This is a genomic window from Brotonthovivens ammoniilytica (assembly GCF_025566885.1).
GTDB classification, from domain to species: domain Bacteria; phylum Bacillota; class Clostridia; order Lachnospirales; family Lachnospiraceae; genus Brotonthovivens; species Brotonthovivens ammoniilytica.
The window spans coordinates 69,735-96,399 of sequence record NZ_JAOQJQ010000001.1 but is presented as its reverse complement, the minus strand read 5'-3'; the positions used below and the strand labels follow the sequence as shown (position 1 = coordinate 96,399).

29 protein-coding genes are annotated in these 26,665 nt (G+C 43.8%); 3 read left to right on the top strand and 26 right to left on the bottom strand.

From position 1 onward, the window contains the following. The first annotated feature begins 184 nt into the window (after positions 1-184). On the top strand, positions 185-547 hold the full coding sequence (locus OCV88_RS00480) for a helix-turn-helix domain-containing protein (RefSeq protein ID WP_262590550.1): 363 nt from the start codon (positions 185-187) through the stop codon (positions 545-547). A 117-nt stretch (positions 548-664) separates the two neighbouring features. On the opposite strand, the gene gpmI is transcribed toward OCV88_RS00480, so the two are convergent. From gpmI to gap, 4 genes are all read right to left on the bottom strand, one after another. After that, a complete protein-coding gene (gene gpmI, locus OCV88_RS00475) occupies positions 665-2,206 on the bottom strand; it encodes a 2,3-bisphosphoglycerate-independent phosphoglycerate mutase (RefSeq protein ID WP_158423690.1) in 1,542 nt (513 codons plus the stop codon). A 77-nt stretch (positions 2,207-2,283) separates the two neighbouring features. Beyond that, complete coding sequence (gene tpiA / locus OCV88_RS00470; RefSeq protein ID WP_158423689.1) at positions 2,284-3,036, bottom strand: triose-phosphate isomerase; 753 nt, start codon at positions 3,034-3,036, stop codon at positions 2,284-2,286. A gap of 91 nt (positions 3,037-3,127) precedes the next feature. Beyond that, entirely contained in the window at positions 3,128-4,333 is a 1,206-nt protein-coding gene (locus tag OCV88_RS00465) for a phosphoglycerate kinase (RefSeq protein ID WP_158423688.1), read from the bottom strand. Positions 4,334-4,549: 216 nt separating this feature from the next. Beyond that, entirely contained in the window at positions 4,550-5,563 is a 1,014-nt protein-coding gene (gap, locus tag OCV88_RS00460) for a type I glyceraldehyde-3-phosphate dehydrogenase (RefSeq protein ID WP_158423687.1), read from the bottom strand. Between the two features lie 350 nt (positions 5,564-5,913). Between gap and OCV88_RS00455 the strand changes: the two genes are divergently transcribed. Next, positions 5,914-6,714 (top strand): histidinol-phosphatase HisJ family protein, encoded by an 801-nt coding sequence (locus OCV88_RS00455; protein ID WP_158423686.1) that lies wholly within the window; start codon positions 5,914-5,916, stop codon positions 6,712-6,714. Between the two features lie 46 nt (positions 6,715-6,760). Here the strand turns inward: OCV88_RS00455 and OCV88_RS00450 are convergent, their stop codons facing one another. From OCV88_RS00450 to OCV88_RS00355, 20 genes are all read right to left on the bottom strand, one after another. Continuing rightward, positions 6,761-7,558, bottom strand: coding sequence for a histidinol-phosphatase HisJ family protein (locus OCV88_RS00450; RefSeq protein WP_262590549.1), 798 nt, complete (start codon positions 7,556-7,558; stop codon positions 6,761-6,763). A 192-nt stretch (positions 7,559-7,750) separates the two neighbouring features. Then, entirely contained in the window at positions 7,751-7,975 is a 225-nt protein-coding gene (locus OCV88_RS00445; protein ID WP_158423685.1) for a cupin domain-containing protein, read from the bottom strand. 21 nt (positions 7,976-7,996) lie between these two features. Beyond that, positions 7,997-9,103: a 1-propanol dehydrogenase PduQ gene (locus OCV88_RS00440; protein ID WP_158423684.1), complete on the bottom strand. Its 1,107-nt coding sequence runs from the start codon at positions 9,101-9,103 to the stop codon at positions 7,997-7,999. A 12-nt stretch (positions 9,104-9,115) separates the two neighbouring features. Then, complete coding sequence (locus OCV88_RS00435; protein WP_158423683.1) at positions 9,116-9,550, bottom strand: EutP/PduV family microcompartment system protein; 435 nt, start codon at positions 9,548-9,550, stop codon at positions 9,116-9,118. 13 nt (positions 9,551-9,563) lie between these two features. Beyond that, positions 9,564-9,908: an ethanolamine utilization microcompartment protein EutS gene (eutS, locus tag OCV88_RS00430; protein WP_158423682.1), complete on the bottom strand. Its 345-nt coding sequence runs from the start codon at positions 9,906-9,908 to the stop codon at positions 9,564-9,566. Positions 9,909-9,957: 49 nt separating this feature from the next. Further along, positions 9,958-10,503, bottom strand: a complete 546-nt coding sequence (locus OCV88_RS00425; protein WP_158423681.1) for a BMC domain-containing protein — start codon at positions 10,501-10,503, stop codon at positions 9,958-9,960. 11 nt (positions 10,504-10,514) lie between these two features. Next, positions 10,515-11,864 carry a 4Fe-4S dicluster domain-containing protein gene (locus OCV88_RS00420; RefSeq protein ID WP_262590548.1) on the bottom strand — a complete coding sequence of 450 codons (1,350 nt, stop codon included), beginning with the start codon at positions 11,862-11,864 and terminating at the stop codon, positions 10,515-10,517. An 11-nt stretch (positions 11,865-11,875) separates the two neighbouring features. Beyond that, a complete protein-coding gene (locus OCV88_RS00415) occupies positions 11,876-12,139 on the bottom strand; it encodes a EutN/CcmL family microcompartment protein (RefSeq protein WP_158423680.1) in 264 nt (87 codons plus the stop codon). An 18-nt stretch (positions 12,140-12,157) separates the two neighbouring features. Further along, positions 12,158-12,820 carry a hypothetical protein gene (locus OCV88_RS00410; protein WP_158423679.1) on the bottom strand — a complete coding sequence of 221 codons (663 nt, stop codon included), beginning with the start codon at positions 12,818-12,820 and terminating at the stop codon, positions 12,158-12,160. 14 nt (positions 12,821-12,834) lie between these two features. Continuing rightward, positions 12,835-13,476 carry a phosphate propanoyltransferase gene (pduL, locus tag OCV88_RS00405; RefSeq protein WP_158423678.1) on the bottom strand — a complete coding sequence of 214 codons (642 nt, stop codon included), beginning with the start codon at positions 13,474-13,476 and terminating at the stop codon, positions 12,835-12,837. 5 nt (positions 13,477-13,481) lie between these two features. After that, positions 13,482-14,246, bottom strand: coding sequence for a cobalamin adenosyltransferase (locus OCV88_RS00400; protein WP_158423677.1), 765 nt, complete (start codon positions 14,244-14,246; stop codon positions 13,482-13,484). 34 nt (positions 14,247-14,280) lie between these two features. Next, on the bottom strand, positions 14,281-14,571 hold the full coding sequence (locus OCV88_RS00395) for a BMC domain-containing protein (RefSeq protein ID WP_158423676.1): 291 nt from the start codon (positions 14,569-14,571) through the stop codon (positions 14,281-14,283). 33 nt (positions 14,572-14,604) lie between these two features. After that, positions 14,605-14,892, bottom strand: a complete 288-nt coding sequence (locus OCV88_RS00390) for a BMC domain-containing protein (protein ID WP_158423675.1) — start codon at positions 14,890-14,892, stop codon at positions 14,605-14,607. 15 nt (positions 14,893-14,907) lie between these two features. Then, complete coding sequence (locus tag OCV88_RS00385) at positions 14,908-16,392, bottom strand: acetaldehyde dehydrogenase (acetylating) (RefSeq protein WP_158423674.1); 1,485 nt, start codon at positions 16,390-16,392, stop codon at positions 14,908-14,910. 12 nt (positions 16,393-16,404) lie between these two features. After that, the gene (gene eutL, locus OCV88_RS00380) at positions 16,405-17,058 is read right to left on the bottom strand and encodes an ethanolamine utilization microcompartment protein EutL (RefSeq protein WP_158423673.1); all 654 of its coding nucleotides are present in this window, start codon (positions 17,056-17,058) and stop codon (positions 16,405-16,407) included. A gap of 10 nt (positions 17,059-17,068) precedes the next feature. After that, a complete protein-coding gene (eutC, locus tag OCV88_RS00375; protein ID WP_262590546.1) occupies positions 17,069-17,944 on the bottom strand; it encodes an ethanolamine ammonia-lyase subunit EutC in 876 nt (291 codons plus the stop codon). Next, positions 17,945-19,324 carry an ethanolamine ammonia-lyase subunit EutB gene (locus OCV88_RS00370; protein WP_158423672.1) on the bottom strand — a complete coding sequence of 460 codons (1,380 nt, stop codon included), beginning with the start codon at positions 19,322-19,324 and terminating at the stop codon, positions 17,945-17,947. 13 nt (positions 19,325-19,337) lie between these two features. Next, complete coding sequence (locus OCV88_RS00365; protein ID WP_158423671.1) at positions 19,338-20,765, bottom strand: ethanolamine ammonia-lyase reactivating factor EutA; 1,428 nt, start codon at positions 20,763-20,765, stop codon at positions 19,338-19,340. Between the two features lie 20 nt (positions 20,766-20,785). Continuing rightward, a complete protein-coding gene (locus OCV88_RS00360) occupies positions 20,786-22,021 on the bottom strand; it encodes an ethanolamine utilization protein EutH (RefSeq protein ID WP_158423670.1) in 1,236 nt (411 codons plus the stop codon). Positions 22,022-22,088: 67 nt separating this feature from the next. Then, positions 22,089-23,057 (bottom strand): choline/ethanolamine kinase family protein, encoded by a 969-nt coding sequence (locus OCV88_RS00355; protein WP_158423669.1) that lies wholly within the window; start codon positions 23,055-23,057, stop codon positions 22,089-22,091. Positions 23,058-23,423: 366 nt separating this feature from the next. Here OCV88_RS00355 and OCV88_RS00350 point away from each other — a divergent pair, with 366 nt between their 5' ends. Next, on the top strand, positions 23,424-24,257 hold the full coding sequence (locus OCV88_RS00350; RefSeq protein ID WP_262590545.1) for a MerR family transcriptional regulator: 834 nt from the start codon (positions 23,424-23,426) through the stop codon (positions 24,255-24,257). A gap of 136 nt (positions 24,258-24,393) precedes the next feature. Here OCV88_RS00350 and speB read toward each other — a convergent pair whose 3' ends face one another. Both speB and mnmA read right to left on the bottom strand, forming a co-directional pair. After that, positions 24,394-25,356, bottom strand: a complete 963-nt coding sequence (speB, locus tag OCV88_RS00345) for an agmatinase (RefSeq protein WP_158423668.1) — start codon at positions 25,354-25,356, stop codon at positions 24,394-24,396. A 155-nt stretch (positions 25,357-25,511) separates the two neighbouring features. Next, on the bottom strand, positions 25,512-26,579 hold the full coding sequence (gene mnmA / locus OCV88_RS00340) for a tRNA 2-thiouridine(34) synthase MnmA (protein ID WP_158423667.1): 1,068 nt from the start codon (positions 26,577-26,579) through the stop codon (positions 25,512-25,514). Between the last annotated feature and the right edge of the window lie 86 nt (positions 26,580-26,665).

Here is a 26,665-nt window from a genome sequence, read left to right as displayed (position 1 = left end):
TATACCATTTTTGTTGATTAATCAACCTCATAAGTGTATAAGAATGAACTCCTTTTGTCTCCAAAATTAGACTATTCATCTAATTTTTACCTGTTTTCGGGTTCAGTTTTTTTGCACCTTTCACACGGTTTTTTAGATTTGAAAACTGAAATATAATATTTATAGAAAACGGATGGTGAAACATATGCAGAATATGCCAAAGATAAATGCACTAAATTTACAGATTGGAAAAAGAATTGCTCTGCTGCGCCGGGAGAAAAAGCTGACTCAGGAGCAGCTGTCTGAAGCCCTTGATATATCCATTAAACACTGCAGTGCTGTGGAACGCGGAAAATCCAGCCTTTCCATGGAAAAGCTGATTATGCTGTGCGGCATCTTTGATGTAAGTATGGACTATTTAATTGGCTGGAAGGATGACCGGAATGTACAGTATGTTCCAAAGTTTGTGATAGATATGTTTCACAATGCCTCTCCCGAGACCAGAGAAGCACTGATTGATCTTATGAAATCCCTGCAGCAGCTGACAGATGATAAAAATTCCCTGTAAAGAAACCCAAAACCAGGTTCCTTTACAGGGAATTTTCATTTTTTTACGCTATAAGAAATACCGTGTTGTGATAAAACTGAAAACCGATTCCTAAGAACAACAGACTTCTTTGACCCATTACCTTCTTATTAATAAGGAATGCCCGGTCATTTCTTCGGGCTGCTCCATGCCCATCATTTCTATTAAAGTCGGAACAATATCAGCCAGACATCCGTTTTCTTTCAAAGTATAGGCAGGATCATAGTTAATCAGAATAAAGGGAACCGGGTTGGTTGTGTGTGCTGTAAAAGGCTCTCCGGTGTTATAGTCCACCAGCTGCTCTGCATTTCCATGATCGGCACACAAAAACATCTGGCCCTCTACTTCTTTTAAAGCTTCCACTGCTCTTCCCACACAGCTGTCAACGGCTTCTACCGCTGCGATTGCGGCTGATTCCACGCCTGTATGTCCCACCATATCCGGATTTGCAAAGTTGATAATAATTACATCATACTTTTGGGATTTAATGGCCTCCACTAGTTTATCGCAGACTTCATAGGCGCTCATTTCCGGCTTTAGGTCATAGGTAGCTACCTTCGGGGAGTTTACCAGAATTCTGACTTCGCCCTTATTTGGCTCTTCTACACCGCCGTTAAAGAAAAAGGTAACATGGGCATATTTTTCTGTTTCCGCAATCCGGGCCTGAGTTTTTCCGTGGGCTGCCAGGTATTCTCCAAATGTATTTTTTAACTCTACTTTATGGAAGGCAACTTCTTTATTTGGAATGGTCACATCATATTCTGTAAAGCAGATATAGGTTACATCTTTTCTGACTCCCCGGTCAAATCCATCAAATTCATCTGCACAGAAAGCGCGGGTAATTTCCCGGGCGCGGTCGGGACGGAAGTTGTAAAAGATCACCGTATCTTTATCCTGAACAACGGCAACCGGTTTTTCATTTTCCTGAATTACTACAGGTACTACAAATTCATCTGTTACATCAGCATCATAAGAAGCCTGTATGGCTTCTAAGGGCTCCAAAGCTTTGTTTCCTTCTCCAAGGGTCAGGGCACGATACGCTTTTTCCACACGTTCCCAGCGGTTATCCCGGTCCATTACATAATAACGGCCCATAACAGAAGCGATTTTTCCTACACCTATCTCCTTCATCTTCTGCTGCAGCTCTTCAATAAATCCTTTCCCGGATGTGGGCGCAGTATCTCTGCCGTCCATAAAGCAGTGAACATATACCTTTTTTATTCCTTCTCTTTTGGCAAGTTCCAAAAGACCGTACAGATGGGTGTTATGACTGTGCACGCCTCCGTCTGACAAAAGGCCGTACAAATGAAGGGCAGAATTGTTTTTCTTTACATTGGCGATGCCTTTCAACAGCGCCTCGTTTTTAAAGAAGTCACCATCTTGAATTTCTTTGGTAATTCTTGTGAGCTCCTGGTAAACGATACGGCCTGCTCCCATGTTCAGATGGCCTACTTCAGAGTTTCCCATCTGTCCCTCCGGAAGACCTACTGCCAGACCGCTGGCATATCCTTTTACAAAAGGATAATCTTTCATCAATCCGTCGATGACAGGTGTCTTCCCTTCAAAAACTGCGTTGGCCTGATGTTTGTCATTTAAGCCAAAGCCGTCTAAAATCATTAAAACTGTAGGTTTTTTACTCATACTATTTCCTCATAGAAACCACCAAGCCCGAAAATAAATTATTTTCGAGCTTTGGTTTTACATTCTTATTCTAATTCTTATTTGTTATAGTTTACAATATCTCCGAATTCAGCTTTTAAAGAAGCTCCACCAACCAGACCACCGTCAATATCTGGCTGTGCGAATAATTCCGGAGCTGTTTTTGCATTAACAGATCCGCCGTACTGAATACGGATTGCTTCTGCAGTTGCATCATCGTAAATTTCTCTGATGCACGCACGGATAGCTGCGCATACTTCCTGCGCCTGCTGAGTAGTTGCTGTCTTTCCGGTGCCGATTGCCCAGATTGGTTCATAAGCTACCACAGCTGTTTTTGCCTGATCTGCTGTTACATTTAAAAATGCAATTTTAATCTGCTGGCGGATCCAGTCGATAGTAATTCCCTGCTCTCTCTGTGTCAGAGATTCACCGCAGCAGATAATAGGTGTTAAACTATGCTCAAATGCTTTTAATACTTTTGCATTTACCGTCTCATCTGTTTCCGCAAAATATTCTCTTCTCTCAGAATGTCCGATAATTACATATTTTACGCCGGCATCTACTAACATTGCAGGTGCAATTTCACCTGTGTAAGCACCTTTTTCTTCATAGTACATATTTTCAGCCCCAATACAGATATTGCTGCCTTCTGCAGCCTGCATAGCAGGGATAATGTCAATTGCCGGTACACAGAATACTACATCTACTTCTTCATTTGCTACTAATGGCTTCAATTCATTTACAAGGGCAACTGCCTCGCTGGGTGTTTTGTTCATTTTCCAGTTTCCCGCTACAATTTTTCTTCTGGCCATGCTAATATTCCTCCCGAATTTTCTTTCTCTCACAGACTTTTTGTCTCTATATTTTGTCTTTAAATTTTGTCCTATATTTTATCTCTATTTATTATTTATCGTTTGCTGCCACAACTCCCGGCAGATCTTTTCCTTCTAAAAATTCCAGGGAAGCGCCGCCGCCGGTTGATATATGCGTCATTTTATCGCCAAATCCCAGCTGGTTTACTGCTGCCGCAGAATCACCGCCGCCGATAATGGTTGTTGCATCTGTTTCCGCCAGAGCTTTTGCTACTGCAATGGTTCCTTTTGCCAGAACCGGATTTTCAAATACGCCCATAGGTCCGTTCCATACAACAGTTTTTGCACTGGCTACTGCATCTGCGTAAAGCTTTGAAGTAACCGGTCCGATATCCAGACCCATTTTATCGGAAGGAATTTTATCAGCTGCTACATAAGATACATCAATTCCTGCGTCAATTGGATCAGGGAATACTGCCGCAATGGCTGTGTCTTCCGGCAGAAGCAGTTTCTTTCCAAGCTTCTCTGCCTTCTCCATCATTTCTTTACAATAGTCGATTTTTGTATCGTCTACCAAAGATGCTCCCGTCTCATAGCCCTTTGCTTTTAAGAAGGTATAAGCCATGCCGCCGCCGATAATCAGCGTATCGCATTTCTCCAGAAGGTTTGAAATTACGTTTAATTTGTCAGCTACTTTTGCGCCGCCCAGGATTGCAACAAATGGCCTCTGAGGATTATTAACTGCATTGCCCAGGAAATCAATTTCTTTCTGCATCAGGTAGCCTACCACTGCTGTATCCACAAGCTGTGCCACCCCGACATTGGAGCAGTGTGCCCGGTGTGCGGTACCGAAGGCATCGTTTACAAATACATCGCAAAGAGACGCCAGATCTTTACTGAATGCTTCTCCGTTTTTAGTTTCCTCTGCACGGTAACGTGTATTTTCAAGCAAAACAACGTCTCCGTCTTTCATTGCATCCACTGCTGCTTTTGCATTTGCACCTACGACTTCCGGATCTGCCGCAAACTTTACTTCCTGTCCCAGAAGCTCTGAAAGGCGTACTGCCACCGGCGCCAATGACAATTCCGGCTTTGGCTCTCCCTTTGGCTTTCCAAGATGGGAACAAAGAATTACTTTTCCTCCGTCAGCCATGAGTTTTTTAATTGTGGGAAGAGCTGCAACAAGACGGTTTTCGTCTGTGATCTTTCCCTCCTTTAAAGGTACGTTAAAATCACATCTGCAAAGCACTTTTAATCCCTTTACATTAATATCGTCAATTGATTTTTTATTTAACATGAAATTCCTCCTAAAAAAGAATGTGTCTCGGCACATTCCCGCGCCGAGGGCGGTGGTTTACGACAAGTTTCATCTTTGTGCCAGTGTGCCTCCTCACATAGCGTTTTATACAGCTAGAAACAACATTTCCTGTTGTATAAAAAAGAGGCCCGGCCCTCTTTAGGCCGGACCTCAAGCTTGTCTACCATATTGTCCTTTTATGGTTATTAAAACAGATTATGCTAACTCAGCAAAGTATTTAATTGTACGAACCATCTGGCTTGTATAACTGTTTTCATTGTCATACCAGGAAACAACCTGAACCTGTGTAGTTCCGTTGTCTAATGGAAGCACCATTGTCTGTGTTGCATCGAATAAGGAACCATATCTCATACCTACAATATCGGAAGATACGATTTCATCTGTATTGTATCCGAAAGATTCATCGGAAGCTGCTTTCATTGCTGCATTGATATCATCAACTGTTACGTTTCCTTCTACAACAGCATTTAAAATAGTTGTAGAACCTGTTGGTGTAGGAACACGCTGAGCTGCACCGATTAATTTACCTGATAATTCAGGAATAACAAGTCCGATTGCTTTTGCTGCACCGGTGCTGTTTGGAACAATATTTACAGCTGCTGCACGGGATCTTCTTAAATCACCTTTTCTCTGTGGTCCATCAAGTGTCATCTGATCGCCTGTGTAAGCGTGGATGGTACACATAATACCGGATTTGATTGGTGCAAGATCATTTAAAGCTTTTGTCATTGGTGCAAGGCAGTTAGTGGTACAAGAAGCTGCTGAGATAATTGTGTCGTCAGCTTTCAGTGTTTCATGATTAACGTTGAAAACAACCGTTGGAAGATCATTTCCTGCCGGCGCTGAGATAACAACCTTTTTAGCACCTGCATTGATATGAGCCTGAGCTTTTGCTTTTGATGTATAAAATCCGGAGCACTCTAGTACAACATCTACGTCTAATGCTCCCCATGGGCAGTTGTTTGCGTCTGGTTCTGCATAAATTTTAATTTCTTTTCCATCAACTGTGATAGAATCTTCACCGGCAGTTACTGTGTCTGCTTTCTCATATTTACCCTGTGAAGAATCGTATTTTAATAAATGAGCAAGCATCTTCGGGCTTGTCAGATCATTGATTGCCACGATTTCATAACCTTCTGCTCCAAACATCTGTCTGAATGCAAGACGACCGATACGTCCAAAACCATTAATTGCTACTTTTACTGCCATGTTTCATTCCTCCTAGAATTAGAATTTTGAATGTTTTATTTGTCTGAGCAGTCACTTTTAAAATCTTTTGGAGTGATTACCCATCTGAAACTATTGTAACGAATTTAAACTATAAATTCAATAGATTTTAATCGTTACTTTTAACTTTGTTAATTTTTTCACTATATGTTCTTTTCTGCCTATATTTTCAATCATTTTTTACAATCAAAAAAATAGCCTTCATCCAGTTTTTGACAAATCCGTCAGTGTCACTTATGATAATATGTGAAATATATCCAAATATTATACTTGTATCAGAAAAAATACTTCGTTATTTCAGAACATTTTTACGAAAACAGGAGGTAACCTTTATGCTGTGGGACACGCATATGCACACGAACTTTTCCGGAGACAGCGACGCTGCCCCGGAGCTTATGATTCATCAGGCACTAAAGCTTGGTCTTTCCGGTATCTGTATTACCGATCATCTGGACTATGATTATCCAAAGGAGCCGGAGCTGTTTTTACTCTCTCTTGATGAATATGCAGAGTGTCTGCCCCGGCTGAAACAAAAATATAAAAGTCAGATTACAATCGGATTCGGTATCGAAATCGGTCTGCAGCCTCATCTGGCCCAAATACACAGTCAGATTACTGCTTCCAATACGTTTGATTTTGTCATTGCCTCCTCGCATACTGCCCAGGGGATGGACCCATACTACTGCGAATACTTTTCCGGAATCAGCCAGGAGGAAGCATATATAAAATATTTCTCTTCCATCCTGGAAAACCTATCCTGCTTCAGCGACTTTGACGTCTATGGACATCTGGATTACGTCACAAGGTATGGAAATCCGCCGGTACCGGCATATACTTATCCTTCCTGCCAAAAACTCATTGACGATATCCTGAAAAAACTAATTTCTATGGAAAAAGGCCTGGAAATAAATACAGGCGGGTTTTCTTCCGCCTGCAGACAGGAAAATCCTCATCGGGAAATACTGAAACGATATTATGAGCTGGGCGGCCGTATCATCACCGCCGGTTCTGATGCACATTCACCGGAAGAAATTGCCCGGAATTTTCACAGAGCCGGCAAACTTCTGCAGGACTGCGGATTTAAGGAATACTGTTATTTCGCAAAACGGTCGCCGGTATTCCTTCCCCTTTGACCTATCTGTTCTGTACAGACTGACAAAGATATGTTGAGCTGCCGGATCAAAGCTTTACAAATTCAGGCCTGCGCTCTTTAAAATAAGTATAATAAGAAAAACCGCAGGATTTCAGGATATTCTGTGCTTTTGTAAATTCATAAGAAAAATATTCCGGACTGTGGGCATCTGATCCGATGGTTATAATTTCTCCCCCCAGCTCATGATAACGTTCCAGCACGTCTTCATGGGGGGACGGGTGCCCAAGGCCATACCGGAATCCGCTGGTGTTAATCTCCAGTCCGATTCCATGATCAATCAGATACTTTAATATTTCATCTATAATGTCTTTGTGCTTTGCATAAGTATAAAAACGATTCCGGTTTGGACCGTACCGCACCACATAGTCAAGATGTCCAAGCACATCACAGTCAGAAAACGCCTGTACATTCTGATATACACATTCAAAATATTCCTCATATGCGTCCTTTTCCGTCCGATTCAAGAAGAAGTCCGGGTAATAAGGATCTATCCGGTTAACAATATGTGTAGACCCAATAATAAAATCAAAAGAATACTTAGACAGCAGCTGCTCAAACCGCGCCTTAAGATGGGGCTGCAGACCAAGCTCCACTCCGATATTCAATATGATTTCAGAAGCATATTTTTCTTTCAGCCGGCCCAGTGTTTTAAAATACTGATCCACATCCAAGTGAAACTGGCCCCCCGGATAGTCATACTCCAGATGATCCGTAAAGCAGATATAGCGGAAACGCTTATGAATTGCCTGCTTAATCATCTCTTCCGGATCCGCCTGACTGTCTGAAGAAAAAGAAGAATGCATATGAGAATCAATTATAATCATTTTTATTTCCTTTCATAGTATCCTCAGTTAACCTGTATGTATCAACTGCTGATTACTTCTCAATTACAAAATTTCTTTCCTTAATCGACTATACAATATTCTCACCAAAAAAGAAAGTATTCACTGACATAAAAAGTATCCCCATAAAACACATTTTTGTGCCTGACTATAGGGATACTTCCTTTCGTATTTCTATTCAGTTGTATTTGCCCAGTCAGCCGGATATGTAATATACAGAAATCTAGCATGTTCCTCCACCTGAAACTGTATGGAAGAACCATGAGGAATCAGTATAATTTCTCCTGGTCCCGCCGTCACTTTCTTTCCGTTTTTAATAATTGACAGCGTTCCTTCTATTATATAATCAATTTCATCATAATTCAGCGTCCAGTCGAATGTAGTGTGATCCATTTCCATATTATGTACCTCTTTTATCTGTTATACCAGTTTTGCAAAAATCTGTTCAATCTCCGCCAGAACCGGCTTTCTCGGGTTTGTTTCCGTACATGGATCCTTCAGTGCAGTTTCTGCCATTTCAGGTACCGCATCCAGAAATTCCTTTCTTGAAATACCAAGAGAAGTAACTTTTTCCGGAATACCAATCTTATCCCTCAGCTGTTTTACTTTTCTGGAAAGATTTAATGCAGCTGTTTTTCCGGTTGGACTTGAAATCCCCAGAACTGACGCTGCCTTTGTATACCGTTCCGCCGCCGTTTCCGCATTATAAGCGATAATATGGGAAAGCAGCATGGCGTTGCTTCTTCCGTGTGAAATATGAAATTTTGCCCCCAGGGCATGTGCCATTCCATGACACAGTCCAAGTGAAGTGCTGTTGAATGCAACGCCCGCCATGCAGGATGCATTGTGCACCCGTTCTCTCGCATCCTGGTTTTCTCCATTTTTCACTGCAGTTTCCAGATAATCAAAAATCAGTTTCACCGCTTTTTCTGCAAATGCATCGCCAAAATCGCAGGCTTTCTCTGAGGCACAGGCTTCCAGAGCATGTGTCAGCACATCCATTCCTGTATCTGCTGTAACTGCTGCCGGGACGCTGACTACCAGCTCAGGGTCAAGCAGTGCCACATCCGGTACCATTGCATCATCCCGCAGCGGATATTTCACATTTTTTTCTCTGTCTGTGATCACTGAAAATGATGTAACCTCACTGCCGGTTCCGCTTGTTGTTGGAATGGCAATAAGACATTTCTTTTTCTCACTGGTTCCCTGTTCGTAAATATAGCGGACTGCTTTTGCGGTATCAATGGCAGATCCCCCTCCCAGGGCAATTAACGTATCCGGGGCAAAGGCTGTCATATGTCCAATTCCTTTTGTCACCACATGGATATCCGGATCAGGAACAACTTCAGAAAAAATCTCATATACTGCCTGCTGTCTGTCAAGGCAGTCCGTAATCCTTTTCACCATACCGGATTCTGCCATAAACGGGTCACAAATGATAAATGCCCGCCGTATCTGAAAATCCTTTAAATGTTCAAGGGCGGATTTACCCATATATACTTTTGTTTTCATTATAAACTGTTCCATTTGCTGCCTCCGTTACTGCATATCCAGATATTCTTTGACTTCCTCAATACCCGTTCTCTGTGTATTACTGATCTCAAATATTTTTTCACATCCTGCCATTTCCAGCAGTTCTCTTGCACCAGAAATCTGTTTTTCATCTTCTGCCAGATCTGTTTTCGTTACAAGACCGATGGTTGTTTTCCCAAACATACTTGCGAAAGCCGGCGCAAAAATACTCTGTTCATTGGTGCAGTCCTGCAGAAGTACAATCAGATCCGCATCCACGCTGCTGACGATCAGCGCTTTATACAGCGCCCGGTTCTCAACATATTCTCCCGGCGTATCAATGGCATTGTTTACAATTTCAATTGCCTGGGTTTTTTTATACTCGATAGCCCAGTCATTGATAGCCTGACAAAAACTTGTTTTTCCGGCTCCGCTTCTTCCTACTAGCATTATTTTCTTCATAATTTAAGCCTCATCAGGTTTTTGTAATTTCGGTAGAAGAAAAGGCCAGAATACTTCCAAGAGTTTCAAGTACAGCTGATAATGCAGCCTCAACACTTTCCACATCTCCGTTCACCACTACAGAACCGCTGAAGCGGTCCACAAATGCGATAGACACTCCCGCTGCTTTGGTGGCTACATCCGCAGCGATAATAGCCGCCTCACTGGGGGTAATGGTCAGAATACCGATTGCTCCCCGGTGGTCTGAGGGGATACCCAGTTTCTTATATAAATCCTCTTCCGGATTTGCTATGACATGAGCCAGTGTCACCTGTTTACCAGGGACAAACTCCTGTATGATCCTCTGCTTTTCTTCCATACCTTTATTTCCTCATTTCTGTTCTTATGCTGCAAATTTTAATCAGGTTTTAATACAGACTCTTAAACAGCTCCACATCCGGACTTGGAATCACAACCCGGCTGACCAGCATTCCGGATTCTTCTGCCTGAGCCGCCGCTGCGTCCACTCCGGCTTCTACCGCTGCCACATCTCCTGTTAATGTTACAAATGATTTGCCTCCGATTCCGGTTCCAAGCCGTACTTCCAGCAGCGTTACCTCCGCTGCTTTCGCTGCGGCATCCGCTCCCAGAATAGATGCTGTAACACTAAAATATTCTACAATCCCCACTGCGTTCATCTGTTCCGGTAATGTAGACATATTCACAGCTTCAATTACCTGGGGATGAACACGGGGAATCACCAGGCTGTCTACCACACAGCCATCTGCAATCTGAACTCCTGCATCTACGGAAGACTGTACTGCAGCTACTTCCCCGGAAACAAGAACATGATATTTTCCCGGACAGCTTGCTTTGGCGCTGATCAGAGAAACTTCCGCCGCTTTTAGCATTGCATCCGCTGCTTCGATTCCTTTTGCAATACTGTTTAATTCTAAAAATCCGATTGTCTCCATTTTTCCACCCCTTATGCTTTCTTAACTGTCACAGATGTATCTGCTTTTGTAACTACTCCTGAAATACCGCAGTAAATATTAGCTCCCAGCGCATTTTCAGCTGCCCTGCCCACCAGACTTCCTGCCTGTACGGTATCATTTACTTTGACCGCTGCACTGGATGGCGCACCGATATGCTGTTTTAATGGAATTACTACAGTGTCCGGAGAAAGTTCTACAAGTCTGTCAATCTGGTAATCATAATACTTATCTACTCCCAGACGTGTCGCTATCCTTTTAGAAGATACTTTCCGGTATGCCCGCGCCTCCCGCTGAGAATAGGTATCCTCACATCTCTCATAACGGATCTTTTCCTTTGCCAGCGCCTGTTTCACATAGGCATTTACCTGACGTGGGAACAGTCCCATCGGACAGGCAAAGGTCTCACACACTCCGCATTCGCTGCAGATCTGAGCCTGACGGACGTCAAAATCATTCAGAATTTCATCTACAGACTGTGCATAAGCCAGCTTCCGCATGATTTTATGCGGTTTTAACGGATGGCCGGACAAATATCTCGGACACAGATCTGTACATCTGGAGCACTGAATACATACCGATTTAGCTCTTCGCAGAATTGTGTTCATCGGTGTGTTTCTAAGGGTTACCAATGGTACATCCGCCGGTATTACAACAATACCTGAAGTTGTTTTTGTTACTGCCTGTTTTAATGCTTCTTCTTTGCTGTAAACTTTTCCCATCAGAGGTCCCCCTGAGATCACATAGTAATCACTCAGAAGACTGCCTCCTGCCGCCCGGATACATTCTTCAAAAGATGTACCTATAGGCGTATGTACAATGACCGGTTCCTTTACTTCCCCGGTTACCGTCAGATATTTATGCGTAAACATCATTCCCTGCATCGCCTCATATATGGCGTACACAGTTGCCACATTTGACACAACCGCCCCTACATCCAGCGGAATACCCGCCGGCGGTACCGTCCTGTCTGTCACCTCCAGCACAATGGCCTGTTCGTCACCTGCCGGATAAAAATTGGGCAGAAGGTGCAGGGAAACTCTGCTGTTTTCCTCTTTAATTGCCTGCTGCAGACAGCTTATTTCATCCTTGTAGTTTTCTTTCAGCGCAATGTTCAGATGGGAAGCGCAGACCATAGTTCCAATTGCTTCCACAGCCTTAACCAGCTCTTTCGCTTTATGGCGCATCAGCCAGCGGTCAGTGCGCAGCAGCGGTTCGCATTCCGCCCCGTTTATAATCAGGTACTCAACCTGACAGTTCATTTTTACATGTGTGGGGAATCCGGCTCCGCCGCAGCCTGTGATTCCTGCCTGTTTTATGATTTCCAGTAAATCCAACTCCATCTTTCTCCACCTCACATCTGTACGCTGTCAATAATTCCCACAATGGTGGCGTCCACAGCAGGTTCTCTGTCTCCAAAAGCCTTTCTTGCTGTACTGCCGTTTACTACCAGCACCCGTTCTCCAATTCCAGCACCAACAATATCTGCCGCCACAAATGTATGGTTCGTTTCCTTATCATCCTGTGCCAGTTCACGCACCACCATTAATTTCATACCGGATAATGTATTCTCTTTTTTGGTTGCCCAGACGTGACCGGTTACTTCACATATCAGCATAGCAATTCCTCCTCTGGATTATGTTTCATACACGATTTTGATCTTTTTCTCTCTCAGAATATCTTTTGCCAGAGGAGTAATCAGAGTACCCTTAAAAACCTTAAGAGTTGTTTCTCCCTTTCTGGCAAAGCTTCTTGCCATATCTGCAGAGAACAAAGATACTTCTTTTTTCTGTGCAGGTTCCTGTTTTTTTATACTTTCTTCCCGGTCATTCTCTTTTACAGAGAGAGAACGGGAGATTTTCTCAAAAGGCATTACTGCAATGCCATAGCTTTCCAGCTTTTTTAAATATTCAACAAAAAGCTGGTAATAACGGGCATTGGCAGTGTGTCTGTATTTCATAAACGTTATGCCTTCTTCAGCCGCATATACATTTTTTCCAAGTAATAATGCATCGGACAAAATCTTTGAATCTTCCAAACGGCAGGTTCCGAGAGCCAGATCTGCCAGCAGCTGTGTATCCATAGATGTGATGACAAATGCTTCATATTCAGCCGCATTCACGCAGCCCTGCCGGTCTTTGGCTGTCTCAATTACAAATTGTCCCGTCAGACAATCGGCTGTATTTTTTTCTCCTGCAACAAACAATTTTGCACAGGCATCTCTGCCTTTTTCTTCTGTTTTCAGGCATCCCATAACCTGCTTTGTAATCATTTCTATTAATTCGGGTGTCACCTGCATATCCGTACACCTCCTTATGCTTTCAGTGTACCTGTATTATTTTTCTCAAATGCACAGGCATTTGCCTCGTCAAAATCAATATGCATAGCCAGCTGGAAGCTGTCGTTTACCCGGATTACTACATCATCAAATTCCAGAGGGCGCGACGTATTCATTCTTACTCTCACCCGCTGGCCATCAAAAACCCCGTAAACTGCCGCATCCTGAGGCGTCATATGTATATGATTCTGAGCTACAATTACCGCTTCCTTCGCCTGAATCATGGCATTTTTAGAGAAGATGCAGATATCCGGACTCCCCTTTACATCACCGGACTGTCTGATAGGTGCCGAAACACCCAGAGCCTTTGCATCTGTCATAGAAAGCTCTACCTGTGTTGCCGCTCTGGCCGGACCAAGCACCGCCACATTCCGGAATTCTCCTTTTGCAGTTACAATTGACACTCTTTCTTCAGCCAGAAACTGTCCCGGCTGGGAGAGCGCCCGTTTGCTTGTAAGGGTATGTCCCGGTCCAAACAGGCGTTCCACATCTGCCTGACTTAAATGCACATGTCTTGCCGACACTTCTACAGGTACTGTGTCAGCCGTTTTCAATTCCCCGGTATTTATATTTGCAATTACACTTGCAACAATCTGTTTGATAGCTGCTTCATTCATTCTTTTTATTCCCCTGTTTTATCATAAATTTTTGCCGCCGCCCGGCACATCATAATATAAAACACGCTGCTTAACCGATTCATTCCCTGCAGAATATCTGTGCGCTCTGCCTTTCCGTCCTGAGAAACAAAAGCCGCTATAGCGCCAAGTTCCACCTCTCTTGACCGGGTGCGCAGCAGATTAAACTGAATACACCATTCATTCATCTGATAATCAGGCAGCAGATGTCCCATTCCGAAGTGCTTCTGGGGATGATGAGAAACATCTCTCTGCTGCTGCTCATCAAACCCCAGCAGGGTCACCTGAGGCAGCGGTTTTCCCGTCACTTCACAGGCCAGCATGGTACGGCAGTAGGAAAGAATTTCATCCAGTTCCTGAACAATCTGTTTCTTACCTGCCTTTGCCGCCAGATACTGTACCTGTATAATCTCAGCTTCCAGAGAATCCAGCCTGCCTCTGAGCGCAATCACCGGATGATTCTTCATCACCAGGGTATTGCCGTGTATATGTGTCATATACTCCGGTTTTTCAAACAGAACGTTTCCGTCTTCTGTGACATATTTCGCTGCTCCCGTCTGGCGGGGAGGATGAATATCTGTATTTTCCTTTGGCAGATTTTCATCTGTTTCATCCTCCACCAGTTTCAGCCGTTTCTCACGGATATAATCTTTCGCCTGCTGCGTGACAAGTGTGTTTTTATCTACATGAATTTCTCTGATACCTTGTTTTAAGTACATCTGCCTGACGGTATCTTCCTGAATCACACGCATGCCCTACGTCCTTTCAGCCTGTCTTTTCCAGGTCTTATTTTGACTGTGCTTCCGGCAGAATAACTTCTACTTCTCCGTGAGGACGTGGAATTACATGTACGGAAATCAGTTCTCCAACATTTGCTGCTGCAGCTGCTCCTGCGTCTGTTGCTGCTTTTACAGCTCCTACATCGCCGCGGACCATAACTGTTACAAGACCTCCGCCTACATGCTCTTTTCCGATTAATGTTACGTTTGCTGCTTTTACCATTGCATCTGCTGCTTCAATAGATCCGATCAGTCCTCTTGTTTCGATCATTCCCAATGCCTGAAATGTATTTGCCATTTTTTGTCTCCTCCTGCTTTTAGTCTGTATTTTTTATGCCTCGTTCATGTGTGGTAAAATTGTCTCTACCTCTGCATGGGGACGTGGGATTACATGTACGGATTTTAATTCTCCGACACGCTCTGCAGCTGCTGCTCCTGCATCTGTTGCTGCTTTTACAGCTCCTACGTCGCCGCGGACCATAACTGTTACAAGACCTCCGCCTACATGTACTTTTCCGATTAATGTTACGTTTGCTGCTTTTACCATTGCATCTGCTGCTTCTACAGATCCAACCAGTCCTCTTGTTTCAACCATTCCTAATGCCTGCATATTACTCATCTGTCATACCTCCGTTTATTTATTTAAAATGTTTGCCAGTACTTCTCTTGTCAGTCTTTCAATATCTGCATTTGTAAATGAATTACATCCGCTGTTTCCGGCACATGCTGCCGGTGCTGCCTGGCCTGACTGAGTTCTTAAATCTTCTAACTCACGTCTTCCATATGCTACTCTTCTGATGTTAATCAGATTCAGAGGGCTTACATTGTCAGAAGTTGCACTTCCGCCTACGGAACCACAGCCCAGTGTCAGCGCCGGTGCAAGATTTGTAGATGCACCTACACCGCCCAGAGATCCGGGTGTATTTACCAGAAGTCTGGATACCGGTTTCTTTAATGCAAACTCACGAATTACCGCATCATTTTCTGAATGAATTGTCATTGTATGTCCTGCGCCTTCGTTTTCCAGAATCGCAATACATTTGTCACATGCAGATTCCCATGTATCTTCTACGAAAAATGCAAGAATCGGACAAAGTTTCTCTCTGGAATACGGATGAGTCGGTCCTACTTCCGTCTGTCTGGATACCAGAACTCTGGTTCCTTCCGGTACTGTAATGCCGGCCATCTGAGCAATTCTCTGTACGCTCTTTCCTACAATTGCAGGATTCATCGTATTGTTTGCTCTCATAATCATTTTTTCCAGTTTTTTGGACTGCTCTTCATCCAGGAAGTAACCGCCCTGACGTTTTACTTCTTCAATTACCTGAGCTTCAATCACTGATTCTGTTACAATTGACTGCTCGGAGGCACAGATGGTTCCGTTATCAAATGTTTTGCTGTCCATAATGTGCTTTACAGCTTTTTTGATATCTGCAGAACGTTCAATAAAGGATGGTCCGTTTCCTGGTCCTACGCCCAGCGCCGGATTACCGGAACTGTAAGCTGCTTTCACCATTGCAGAACCGCCGGTTGCAAGAATGATTCCGGTATCCGGATGCTTCATTAACGTGTCTGTAGCCTGCATGGTTGTTGTCTCGATGCACTGAATCAGTCCGTTTGGAGCTCCCGCCTCTTTTGCAGCTGTCTGAATGATTCTGACAGTTTCCAGAATACTCTTCTTTGCATTTGGATGAGGACTGATGATAACTGCATTTCCGGCTTTTACAGAAATCAATGTTTTATACATTGTTGTAGATGTAGGATTGGTAGAAGGAATCAATGCTGCCACAATCCCCACCGGAACAGCGATTTCCATCAGACCTTTTTCTCTGCATTCTGAAATGATTCCTACCGTTTTCATATCTTTGATATAATCATATGTGATCTGGCTTCCCAGCAGGTTTTTGATTACTTTATCCTGCCAGATGCCAAAACCTGTTTCCTCTACAGCCATCTTTGCAAGAGGCTCTGCCTGGGCGATACACGCCTGGGCAATTTTTTCCACCAGTCTGTCAATCTGCTCCTGGTTCCAGCTTTGCAGCTCCTTCTGCGCTGCTTTTGCCTGCTTCATTAAATCTCTAACTTCCTGAATAGACTTCAAATCTTTATCTAATGCCAATGTTTTCCCCTCCTAGCCTTCTATTGGACATTCTGCCACCTGGCAGACTTTTTCTGCGAACGCATCGCAGGCTGCCTGACATGCCGCCTGATCTCCGGTCAATAAAGCACCTGCAAAGTTTGTTTCCGTAGGCGGACCGTAGAATACTTTTAATTCCACATCTGCAGCTTTTAACGCTTCATCGATACCCACCATGGCTTCCACCGGAGGCGCTACCAGATATGCAATCGCCTCTCCCGCCGGTATTTTCGCCTGTTTTGAGAGGTAACTTCCTGTTCTGGAAATGCACTGTGCATAATAAATAATAGAATCATCTTCATTTGCACTGTAAAAATGCGCATCATTTTCAATAAAGGAAATTGCCGCCTCCATGCCGCTCCTTACTTCTTCCGGATTGGGTCCGGCAAGAATTCCGATAAATTCTCCCGCCAGTTTTGTAGAGGCATTTGAAGCGCCTGCATACATAGATTTTGCATATACAACACGTACATCCGCTTTTTTTGTGGCCTCATCCAGCGCGGAATAAGCAACGTCATCACTGTCTGTTGTTATAATTCCAAGGCTGTTGTGCCCTTTTAATGTCTTTAAACTCTTTAACAGAAACGGATCTGCATTGGGAATATAACGGACACTTAAAATACCTGATTTAATCTGATCACCTTTCATAAGTTTCCTCCTAAAGCTGCAAATCTACACCGCTCTGTTTTCGTTCCAGCATGGTTTTAATCACCTGTGCAATATGAGCTCCCGCCTCTGCCGCCGGAATTCCTCCGCTGTGAATATTTGATACAACGGTTCGTCTTGACTCCGGCATTCCTACAGTAGCTTTATAAGCAATATAAGCACTCATACTGTTTGCAGTGGCAAGACCCGGACGTTCACCAATAAGTACGCAGGTTACTTCTGCTCCCAGCGTTTCAGATACCACATCCATAGCCGGAACCCGTCCGTATCTCATATAAAACGGAGTTCCTGTTCCAATGCCAAGTCCCTGAAGACCATCCATCAGCGATGGCAGAATATCAGCGATATTTGCCTCTACTGCCTGACTGCTTAACCCGTCTGATACGTAAATCTGCACCGTTGGGTTTAACTGGCATTTGGATTTTAATTCTTTCTTTGTATCGTCACTTAACTTTCTTCCCAGATCCGGCCGGGTAAGATGCTCGTTTCTGCTGGTACACATGGACTCTATGGAAAAAAGCCCCATCTCCTGAACCAGTTCCGGATTTACATCCCGAAATACTGCATCTCTGGCTCCCGCATGATCTGCACGAAGTGTCAGATAAGTCTGTGTTTTTAATCTGGCTCCCGCATTTCCAATCCCGATTCTCGCCGGTGTCTTCTCTTTCATCTGACGCATCATCTCCGGATTTTCCATGCGGTCCAGTGTAATCTGATCTTTCATCTCTTTTGTTGTCAGATCCGGCAGTACACCGTTTTGTGCTTTCATCCCATATGATTTTTCAGTGGATTCGGATACTGTCTGATGCGCTGTCATCTGCCGGATTACTTCTGCGGTAATCCGTTCTATCATTTTCTCATCAATCATTTAGTATCTGCCTCCTTTTCCGGTAAAAATCGTAGGATCACCGGCCCGGTCTGTAAGCCTGCCGTTTTCCATAATTCCCATTTTTTCCAGCCAGATTTCATATTCACGGATAGGCTTTAATCCAAGAATCTCTCTTACTGCCGCCGCATCCTGATATGCATTGCTCTGGTAATTCAACATAACGTCATCACTGGCGGGAACGCCGATGACATAATTACACCCTGCTGATGCCAGAAGCAGTGTCAGCGCTTCTAAATCATTCTGATCTGCCAGCATATGGTTGGTATAACAGCAGTCGCATCCCATAGGCAGCCCGGAAAGTTTTGCCATAAAATGATCTTCCAGTCCCGCTCTCATTACCTGCTTGCTGTCATACAGATATTCCGGTCCGATAAATCCTACAACGGTATTTACCATAAACGGCTGAAACTGTTTTGCAAATGCATAACATCGAGCTTCCATGGTAAGCTGATCTGATCCGTAATGAGCATCTGATGAAAGCTCTGATCCCTGACCTGTTTCAAAATAAAGGACGTTTTCTCCTTTAGCTGTTCCTTTCATACGAAGCAGCTCCTGAGCCTCACGGACTGTCTGTGTGGAAAATCCGAATGCCTCATTTCCTTTTTGAGATCCTGCGATACTCTGGAAAATCAGATCTGTAGGAGCTCCCTGTCGTACTGCTTCCATTTGAGTTGTAATGTGTGCCAGCACACACTGCTGTGTTGGAATCTCAAATCTGTTTTTTACCTGGTCGAACCGTTTCAGAATTTCCGCACAGCTTGCAACCGAGTCATTTACCGGATTCAGTCCAATGAGCATGTCGCCGCATCCGTAACTTAACCCTTCAAACAGAGATGCTGTGATCCCTTCCACATCATCCGTAGGATGATTAGGCTGAAGCCTGGTGGAAAAGATTCCTCTGCTTCCTGCAGTTGTATTACAGGTGGTTTCAATCCGGATTTTGTTAGCTCCGTATACAAGATCCAGATTGGACATCAGCTTTGTAACACCTGCTATCATCTCCGCAGTTAATCCTTTGCTGATCTCTTTTAAATCCTGCTCTGTTGTATGAAGATCTAAAATCCATTCTCTGAAATCACCAACAGTCATATTTTTTATTTTGTTATAGGCCTGTTCATCGACTCCGTCCTGATCCATTCGAGTTACATCATCAATGTCATAATCTACTGCCGGATGATTCCGCAAATCGGACATCAGCAGATTGGCCAGCACTTCTTTCGCTGCAATTCGTTCACTGTCGCTTCCTGCGGCTACTCCGGCGAGAATGTCGCCTGACTTTTGTTCATTTGCCTTTGCCAGCACTTCCTTTACAGAAGCAAATTCATATGTCTGGCCGGCTAATATTGTTTTTAAAATCAAAGGATGTTCCTCCTTATCCAAAGATTAATGTTTTTACTACTACCGGTACAACCAGGCCGTTCATCAGCGGTTTTCCAAAGTCAATATAGTCACCGGATATGGCGTAAATATTATCCAGGCAGACGATATCCCTTTTTCTCCCCGTCTTTCGAATCAGCGCCATTCCAAGTACTTTTGCAAAATCCTCTTTACAGACGATTAACAGCGGCTGTTTCTGAGGCAGCGCCTCTGCCGCCTGCATCATGATATCCGCAAGGTGCAGCACTTCTTTATAAGAAGGATTCTGAATATGAGAAAGAGCGAATATTATATTTTCTGTGCCGCTTTCCCTGCGAAACCACTCTGCGCTGCTTAGGTAATCTCTTCCGCTTCCTGATAAAAGATCTGTCTCCTGCTGCTCCGAAACCGTATAGGCCGGAATATTTTTTAGCGGAAAAACCGATTCGTCAGAAAAGGAAACCGTGCTTCCGCTTACAGAAGTAGTATAAGAACCTGCCCCGATCACAGTTGCCCGGATGGTTTCCTGTGGCTGCCATAGTCCGGATTGTTTTACCCACTGGCTGCATCTTATACTGTCTGCCAGCAGCGGACCGATATCCCCATGCAGAAACCAGTTATCGGAAGGATGATAGATGTAATCGGCAACCCCGCCGGAAAATGTAACATGATCAATTTTTCCGTCACTTTCCAGATCGCCGCTCTCTACACTTTTACTGAGCCGGCACAGATCCGTTTCCTTCAGGATCCCCACACTCTCTCCTAGAATATCCGCCATCCGGTCTGTAATCCGCCGCAGCTGTACGGCATCCGCCGTTCCCTGTAATTGAATGTCTGCGCCTGTTTGTGCAATAATGTGTTCCAGCCTTGGGCTGATATAAGTGATTTTCCCCTCAGAAACACGTATCAGCCGGCCGCCAATGTCATAGCAGCCCCGGGCCTTCAATTCCCCGCTCTTAAAAACCGCAATATTTGACGTTCCGCCTCCTACATCAAAATTCGCCACCGTACAGGCGCGCTCTTTGGAGTACTGCTGTGCTCCGGCTCCTTTCCCTGCAATAATAGATTCCAGGTCCGGACCGGCGCTGGCTACAACAAACTCGCCTGCAAGACTGCTCATTTTTTCAGTTACCAGCCTTGCATTTTCTTTACGGGAAGACTCTCCTGTAATGATAACAGCCCCGGTCTGCACCATTTCGGGGGTAATACCCGCACGCTTATACTCCTGTTTTAGTATTTCAGCAACAGCATCCGCATCAATCCGGTTGCCATCCGCCTGAGGCGTCTGATATATTTCCCCCCGGTATATAATTTCTTTATCTGTAATTGCAACATGAGGTACAGTGAAGCAGGATGCAGTATTTTTAACAAAAAGTCTGCTGACCACCATACTGGTTGTGGATGTACCTATATCAATTCCTACACTTAAAATCGCATCTTCCATCTTCCTGCCTCATATCTTTCTTAAGCTTTCGCCTGCTCCTGATTTGCCTTTTTCTCTTCCAGTTCCCGGGCTGCAGCCAGTTTCTCAGCCTGAGGCACTGCCAGGAATTTCGCAAACAGAATACCGATCACTCCTCCTGCAATCTGTCCCACAAATACTGCAACTACAAGATTTGGCTGGAAGTTTACATCAAAGGCGATAAAATCACCCAGGCAGTATCCTCCGCATACCAGAAATGCCATTGCAATTACTTTATCCTTGGGCTTCATATTTTTAATCAGCGGGAATAATGCAAGACCGTTTGCCATGCAGGCAACCAGACCCACACTTCCTTCTCCGCTTAATCCCAGAAGTTTTCCGATCTTCTCCAGTGGTTTCCTTAAATATTTCTGAATCAGATGTACCATTGGGAACGCTCCCGCCAGCATCATGGCGATGGTTCCAAGCAGTTCCACTGCCCTGAACAGTTCCTTATCATCTGCAATCAGCGGATCCAGAATATATCCGCCAAAAATGTTGGAAAATACTCCGGTATAATGTTCTACAATACTTATCACCACAAAAGCGGTCATAATAGATGTAAGAATTTTTCCAAACCATTTGAATCCGATAAGCATCTTGCGGGGAGCAAGTTTTAACCCGATTGCAAGTAATGCACAAATAACAATAATCGGAACCAGATTTACCAGAATCATACGAATGGTAAGCTGGGGTATGTAATCTGCCGCTGCTGTTGATGAAAATACCGAGCGCAGCGCAGGGCTGGTAGCCATAGTAATCATACAGGTAACAAATACTCCGAATGGTACAGATAAGAATCCGCTCATTGTTCCCAGAGCCAGATAATCAATATCTTTTTTATCAAGAATAGATAATCCGATTGGAACATTGAATGCGATGGTAGATGCGCACATGAAGCCCACGGCAATTACAATCACCAGAATTTCAGTAGTCTGCCCCATATCCATGGCCAGAGCATAAGAACCGCAGTCCGGAGGCATAATCATCGCCCCTACCACTGTAGGATCTGCTCCAAAGCTGCGGAACAATTTACCAAACACAACTTCAATAATAATTTTGATAACCGGTACTGCTGCCATTAAACCACAGATGGGAATGAACATAGATGCCATGGTGCTGATACCATTGTGAAAGGATTGCGCCAGTCCGGAATCTTCTTTTACAATTGTTGCGATACCGCCAATGACACAGCATGCCATAATAATATAAAGAATAGTATCTCCTACTACTGCCATTTTTCTTCTCCTTCTCTCCTCATTTCATTCACTTCCGGGCCGGGTATTTTCCCGGCCCCCTTTCGGATTATTCACATCCGATTAATTTTGCATATTTTTCGAAATTTGGATTATCAAGGAAAGAACATGCATCTACAGCCCGGGTTCTTCCGTATTCCCAGTAGAACTCTTCATCTTTGCCGTAGCAGATCTGAACCAGAGACCATGTAGACCAGTGTGTTGTAACAAGGAATTTGCTGATCAATACTCTTGCTTTCTGCTCTTCTGTAGGTTCTCCTCCACAGTATGCTTCCAGATATTTTGCTTCACATTCTTCATTCAGCGGATTCTCCACGCAAACACATGCAATATCATAGTACCCGTCATTCATTCCGCCGTATTCCCAGTCAATCACGCGCATTACACGGCCATTGTACATAAAGTTTTCTGCCAGTGTATCATTATGACATGGAACCTGTTTTGGCGGATTTACTGCATATGCTTTTTCGATGCGGTCAAGAGCTTCGCTCATTCTGTCCCAGCCTTCATACCGTTTGTCATATCCGTGCTCTTTTAAAATCTCAAGGTACTCTTTTGTTTTTGCGATAGGATTAAAACGGCTCTTGAACTCGATTCCGCTGTCATGATATCTTCTCATAACTTTAGCGGCACTTGTGAGTACTTCGTCTCTTGTCTGGAAATCTTCCGGATGCATCGTATCTGCTTCTATGAATTCACAGATCTGAGAACCGCTTTTTGGATCATAATAATAAATTTCCGGAGCAATTCCGATGCCTGCCATCTGAGCAGCATTATGTTTCTCTGCCGGACGGTTAATATAATTTGCAGTACCCTGTCCTGCCATGCGTACTGCTGCCAAAGTTCCGTCTTCCATAAAAACTTTAAAGTTTTTATTTGTTAAACCTCCCGGCAGTGTCTCTACTCTGGATAATTTCTGATTCAGAGTCAGTTTTGTCAAATCCATCATTCTTAAGAAATCAGTAATCTCATCGTCGTTAACAAATGGTGCGAAAATAGAAGTGTTCTCTGTATTCATAAATGCTTCTCCTTTAATGTCTAAAAGTATGTTTACTGGATATCAGTCAGAATGTGCTCTGCACATTCACAGCGTCGATGCGCAGCCGCTTTGGCAGCCTTCTCCAGCACATCGTGCGCTTCCCCCGAAGGGTTTTTATTTACCGGGAAAGGGAGATCTTTCCTGTGTAAAATAATAACGGTTATGCATAACATTTTCTTGTTGATTAGACCTTATACCTTTGTGTTACACAAAGGTCAACAGAGATTTCTTAATTTCTTTCATTTCGACTTTTTGCACAATTTTAATGCCGAATTTTCTACACTTAAAACAGGAAAATATGTTAGAATAATGTTAAATAAAATAAGCCAAAGGAGAAAATAATCCATGAAAAGAGAGGATCTGCTGACAATTACAGAATTGGCAAAACTAAGGAAGGTAACAAGCGAAGCTCTTCGCCATTACGACAGAATTGGTTTGATTAAGCCGGATTATATTGATCCCCGCAGCGGATACCGTTATTACTCTATCCGGCAGTATGAAAAGCTTGGCACCGTGAAAGAGCTGCGGGCTCTTGGCATGTCACTCTCAGAGGTTCAGGATTATTTCAACAACCGGAATATAAAGAAGTCCACCGAAATACTGTCCGACTACCAGAAAAAGCTAGAACAACGGCTGCTGGAAACTATGGCCTTAAACAAGCTAATGAAACGGAAACTGAAATTTCTTCGGAATCTGGAAAATCTTCCTCCTGTCAATACGCTTTTTGAGCAGATACATGAAGAACGTTACATGATTACTTTCGGAGAACCCACCGGCGGCCCCCGGGAACATGCCTTTGCTTTTACAAAGCTGGAAGGTTATTTAAATGAAATTGCTCCCATTCTTGCCAGCGACAGGGTGGGGGTATATGCAGATGAAAGGATACTAGAACAGAACGATAGCCCGATTCCCGCAGTCCCCATGATCTTCGTTGATAATGGCAATATTAACTCCGAATACCTTCAGATTATCCCCGCCGGAAAATATCTTTGTCTCTATTACCCGGAAGGCCGGCTGGAACAGTATCATCCGTCTTTTGAACTGATTAAGTCCTATCTTCAGGAACACAATCTTGAAATATGCGGAAAAATTTTGCAGATATATAAAGTTGATGTGACAATCACAAGCAACCGGAGTGAAACAATATTGGAAATTCAGGTTCCGGTACAAAACAAATAAAGACCGCATACCTATTAGAACAATAAGCACACAGTCCTTATATAACACATTTAAGTTTTCTCCGCCGCAGGCGGAGAATCCTGCCGTGGCAGGATTCTTTTTTATAGAAGAGTTTTGATATGGCATTTTTAGAATATTAATCAAATGTAATATTGTGTTTCTTTTTCCATGCGATATGAGACATAAATTCCTGCATTAAGCCGGCTGCAGCGATTGCAGTAATGCCGTTTGGATCGTATGGCTGAGAAACTTCTACAACGTCATATCCAATGATGTTTAAGTCTTTCAGTCCACGGATAATTTCCAGAGCCTGAGCTGTTGTAAATCCGCCCGGAATCGGTGTTCCTGTTCCAGGAGCGCAGGATGGATCAAGGAAATCAATATCAAATGTCAGAAATGCCTTTGCATCACCTACACGGTCTTTGATGCGTTTAATAATTTCTTCGCAGGTCATCTTATGACAGTCTGCCGCATAGATGTAGTCATATCCAAGATCAGAAGAGTTCTTTGTATCTTCAATGCTGTATAATCCTTCACGGATACCAACCTGAATAGACTTGGATGTATCTACAAGTCCTTCTTTGGCTGCATGATAAAACGGTGTTCCGTGTGTATATGGTTTTCCAAAATACTGGTCAATGGTATCAAAATGAGCGTCAAAATGAATCAGCGCTACCGGTCCGTTTACTTTAGCGCAGGCACGCAGCTCCGGTAATGTTACGCTGTGATCTCCACCCATGGCAATTGGAATTACCCCTTTTTCGAAAATCGGAAGCATACCTTCTGTGATTACTTCGAAAGATTCTTCTACATACCCCGGTACAGAACCTACATCACCGTAATCAACGCCGGAACAATAATCGAAAATACCAACTTCCAGAATCGGATTATATGGTTTTGCCACAACTGCAGACATCTCACGGATTGCAGCCGGGCCGAATCTTGTTCCAACACGGAATGTAGCGCATGTATCAAAAGGAATACCTACTACAACAAAGTCCACATCATCTGTTGTCTGAATATTCTCCATTCTCATAAATGTCTTTACACCGGCAAATCTAGGTGATTTTAAGGAATTTTTTACCTTGTACTTAATCATAAAAATCTTCTCCTTTTTCCAGATATTATTAACTTTTTTAACAGATCTGTTTTGATGATGTCAGTATATACCTTTGTGTAAGACAAAGGTCAAGCATGATTTTAAAAAAATTTAAAATCATGCCTGACCAGTATTTTTTGATTCTTATGCTATTTTCATCTGATTAATCCGCCGCCCAGAACAATGTCTCCATCATATAACACAACAGCCTGTCCCGGCGTAATGGCCCTCTGCGGCTCATCAAACTCACAGCTGACGCTGCCGTCGGGATTTTCTTTCACCAGACAGTCCGCCCCTTTGTGGGAGTAGCGTATTTTAGCGCTGCAGCAAAGGGGTTTTTTGGCGCCTTCCCATCCCATCCAGTTAAAGTGATCTGCCGTAAGCGTCTTTCGAAACAGTGATTCATTGGTACTTAATACTACCTCATTGGTATCCGGCCGGATTTCTGTTACAAACGCCGGGCGCCCCAGCGCAATTCCCAGTCCTTTTCTCTGACCAATGGTATAATGAATAATTCCTTTATGCCGTCCCAGAATCTCACCTTTTGGTGTTACAAAATTTCCGGGCCGAATCTCTTGTCCCGTTACTCTGCGGATATATCCCGCATAATCATGATCCGGAATAAAACAGATTTCCTGACTGTCCGGCTTTGACGCCACAAAAAGCCCTGCCTTTGCCGCAATTTCCCGTATCTGCTCTTTTTTATAATATCCCACCGGCATCAGTGTCCGTGATAATTGCTCCTGGGTCAAATTATACAGCGCATAAGTCTGGTCTTTCTCCCCCGACGCTGCACGCTTTAAAGCATACCGGCCGTTTTTAAGACGGGTAATTCCCCCATAATGTCCCGTTGCGATTTTAGAAGCTCCCAATTCTGCCGCCCGTGTCAAAAGTGCTTCCCATTTTACATAGCGGTTGCAGACATTGCAGGGGTTTGGAGTCCTTCCCCGCAGATATTCATCTACAAAGTAGTCAATAACATGGGTTTTAAATTCCTGCTGAAAGTCCAGCGTGTAATGTGCAATCCCCAGAGTTTCAGCCACTTTTTTTGCATCCTCTGCCGCCTGCAGGCTGGGACATAATTCTCCCTGTTTTTCTGCCTGTTCATCCATCCAGTGAACCATAGTTACCCCCAGAACCTCATACCCCTGTTCCTTCAATAAATATGCTGCCGCCGAAGAATCTACCCCTCCAGACATTCCAATTACAACTTTTTCTTTCATAAAAATCTAAAATCCTTTCTCTGGTCAGACTTCTGCTGCTGTGAAAGCCCGCTGGCTCCAGCCGTAGCAAATGCCGACTGAAACAC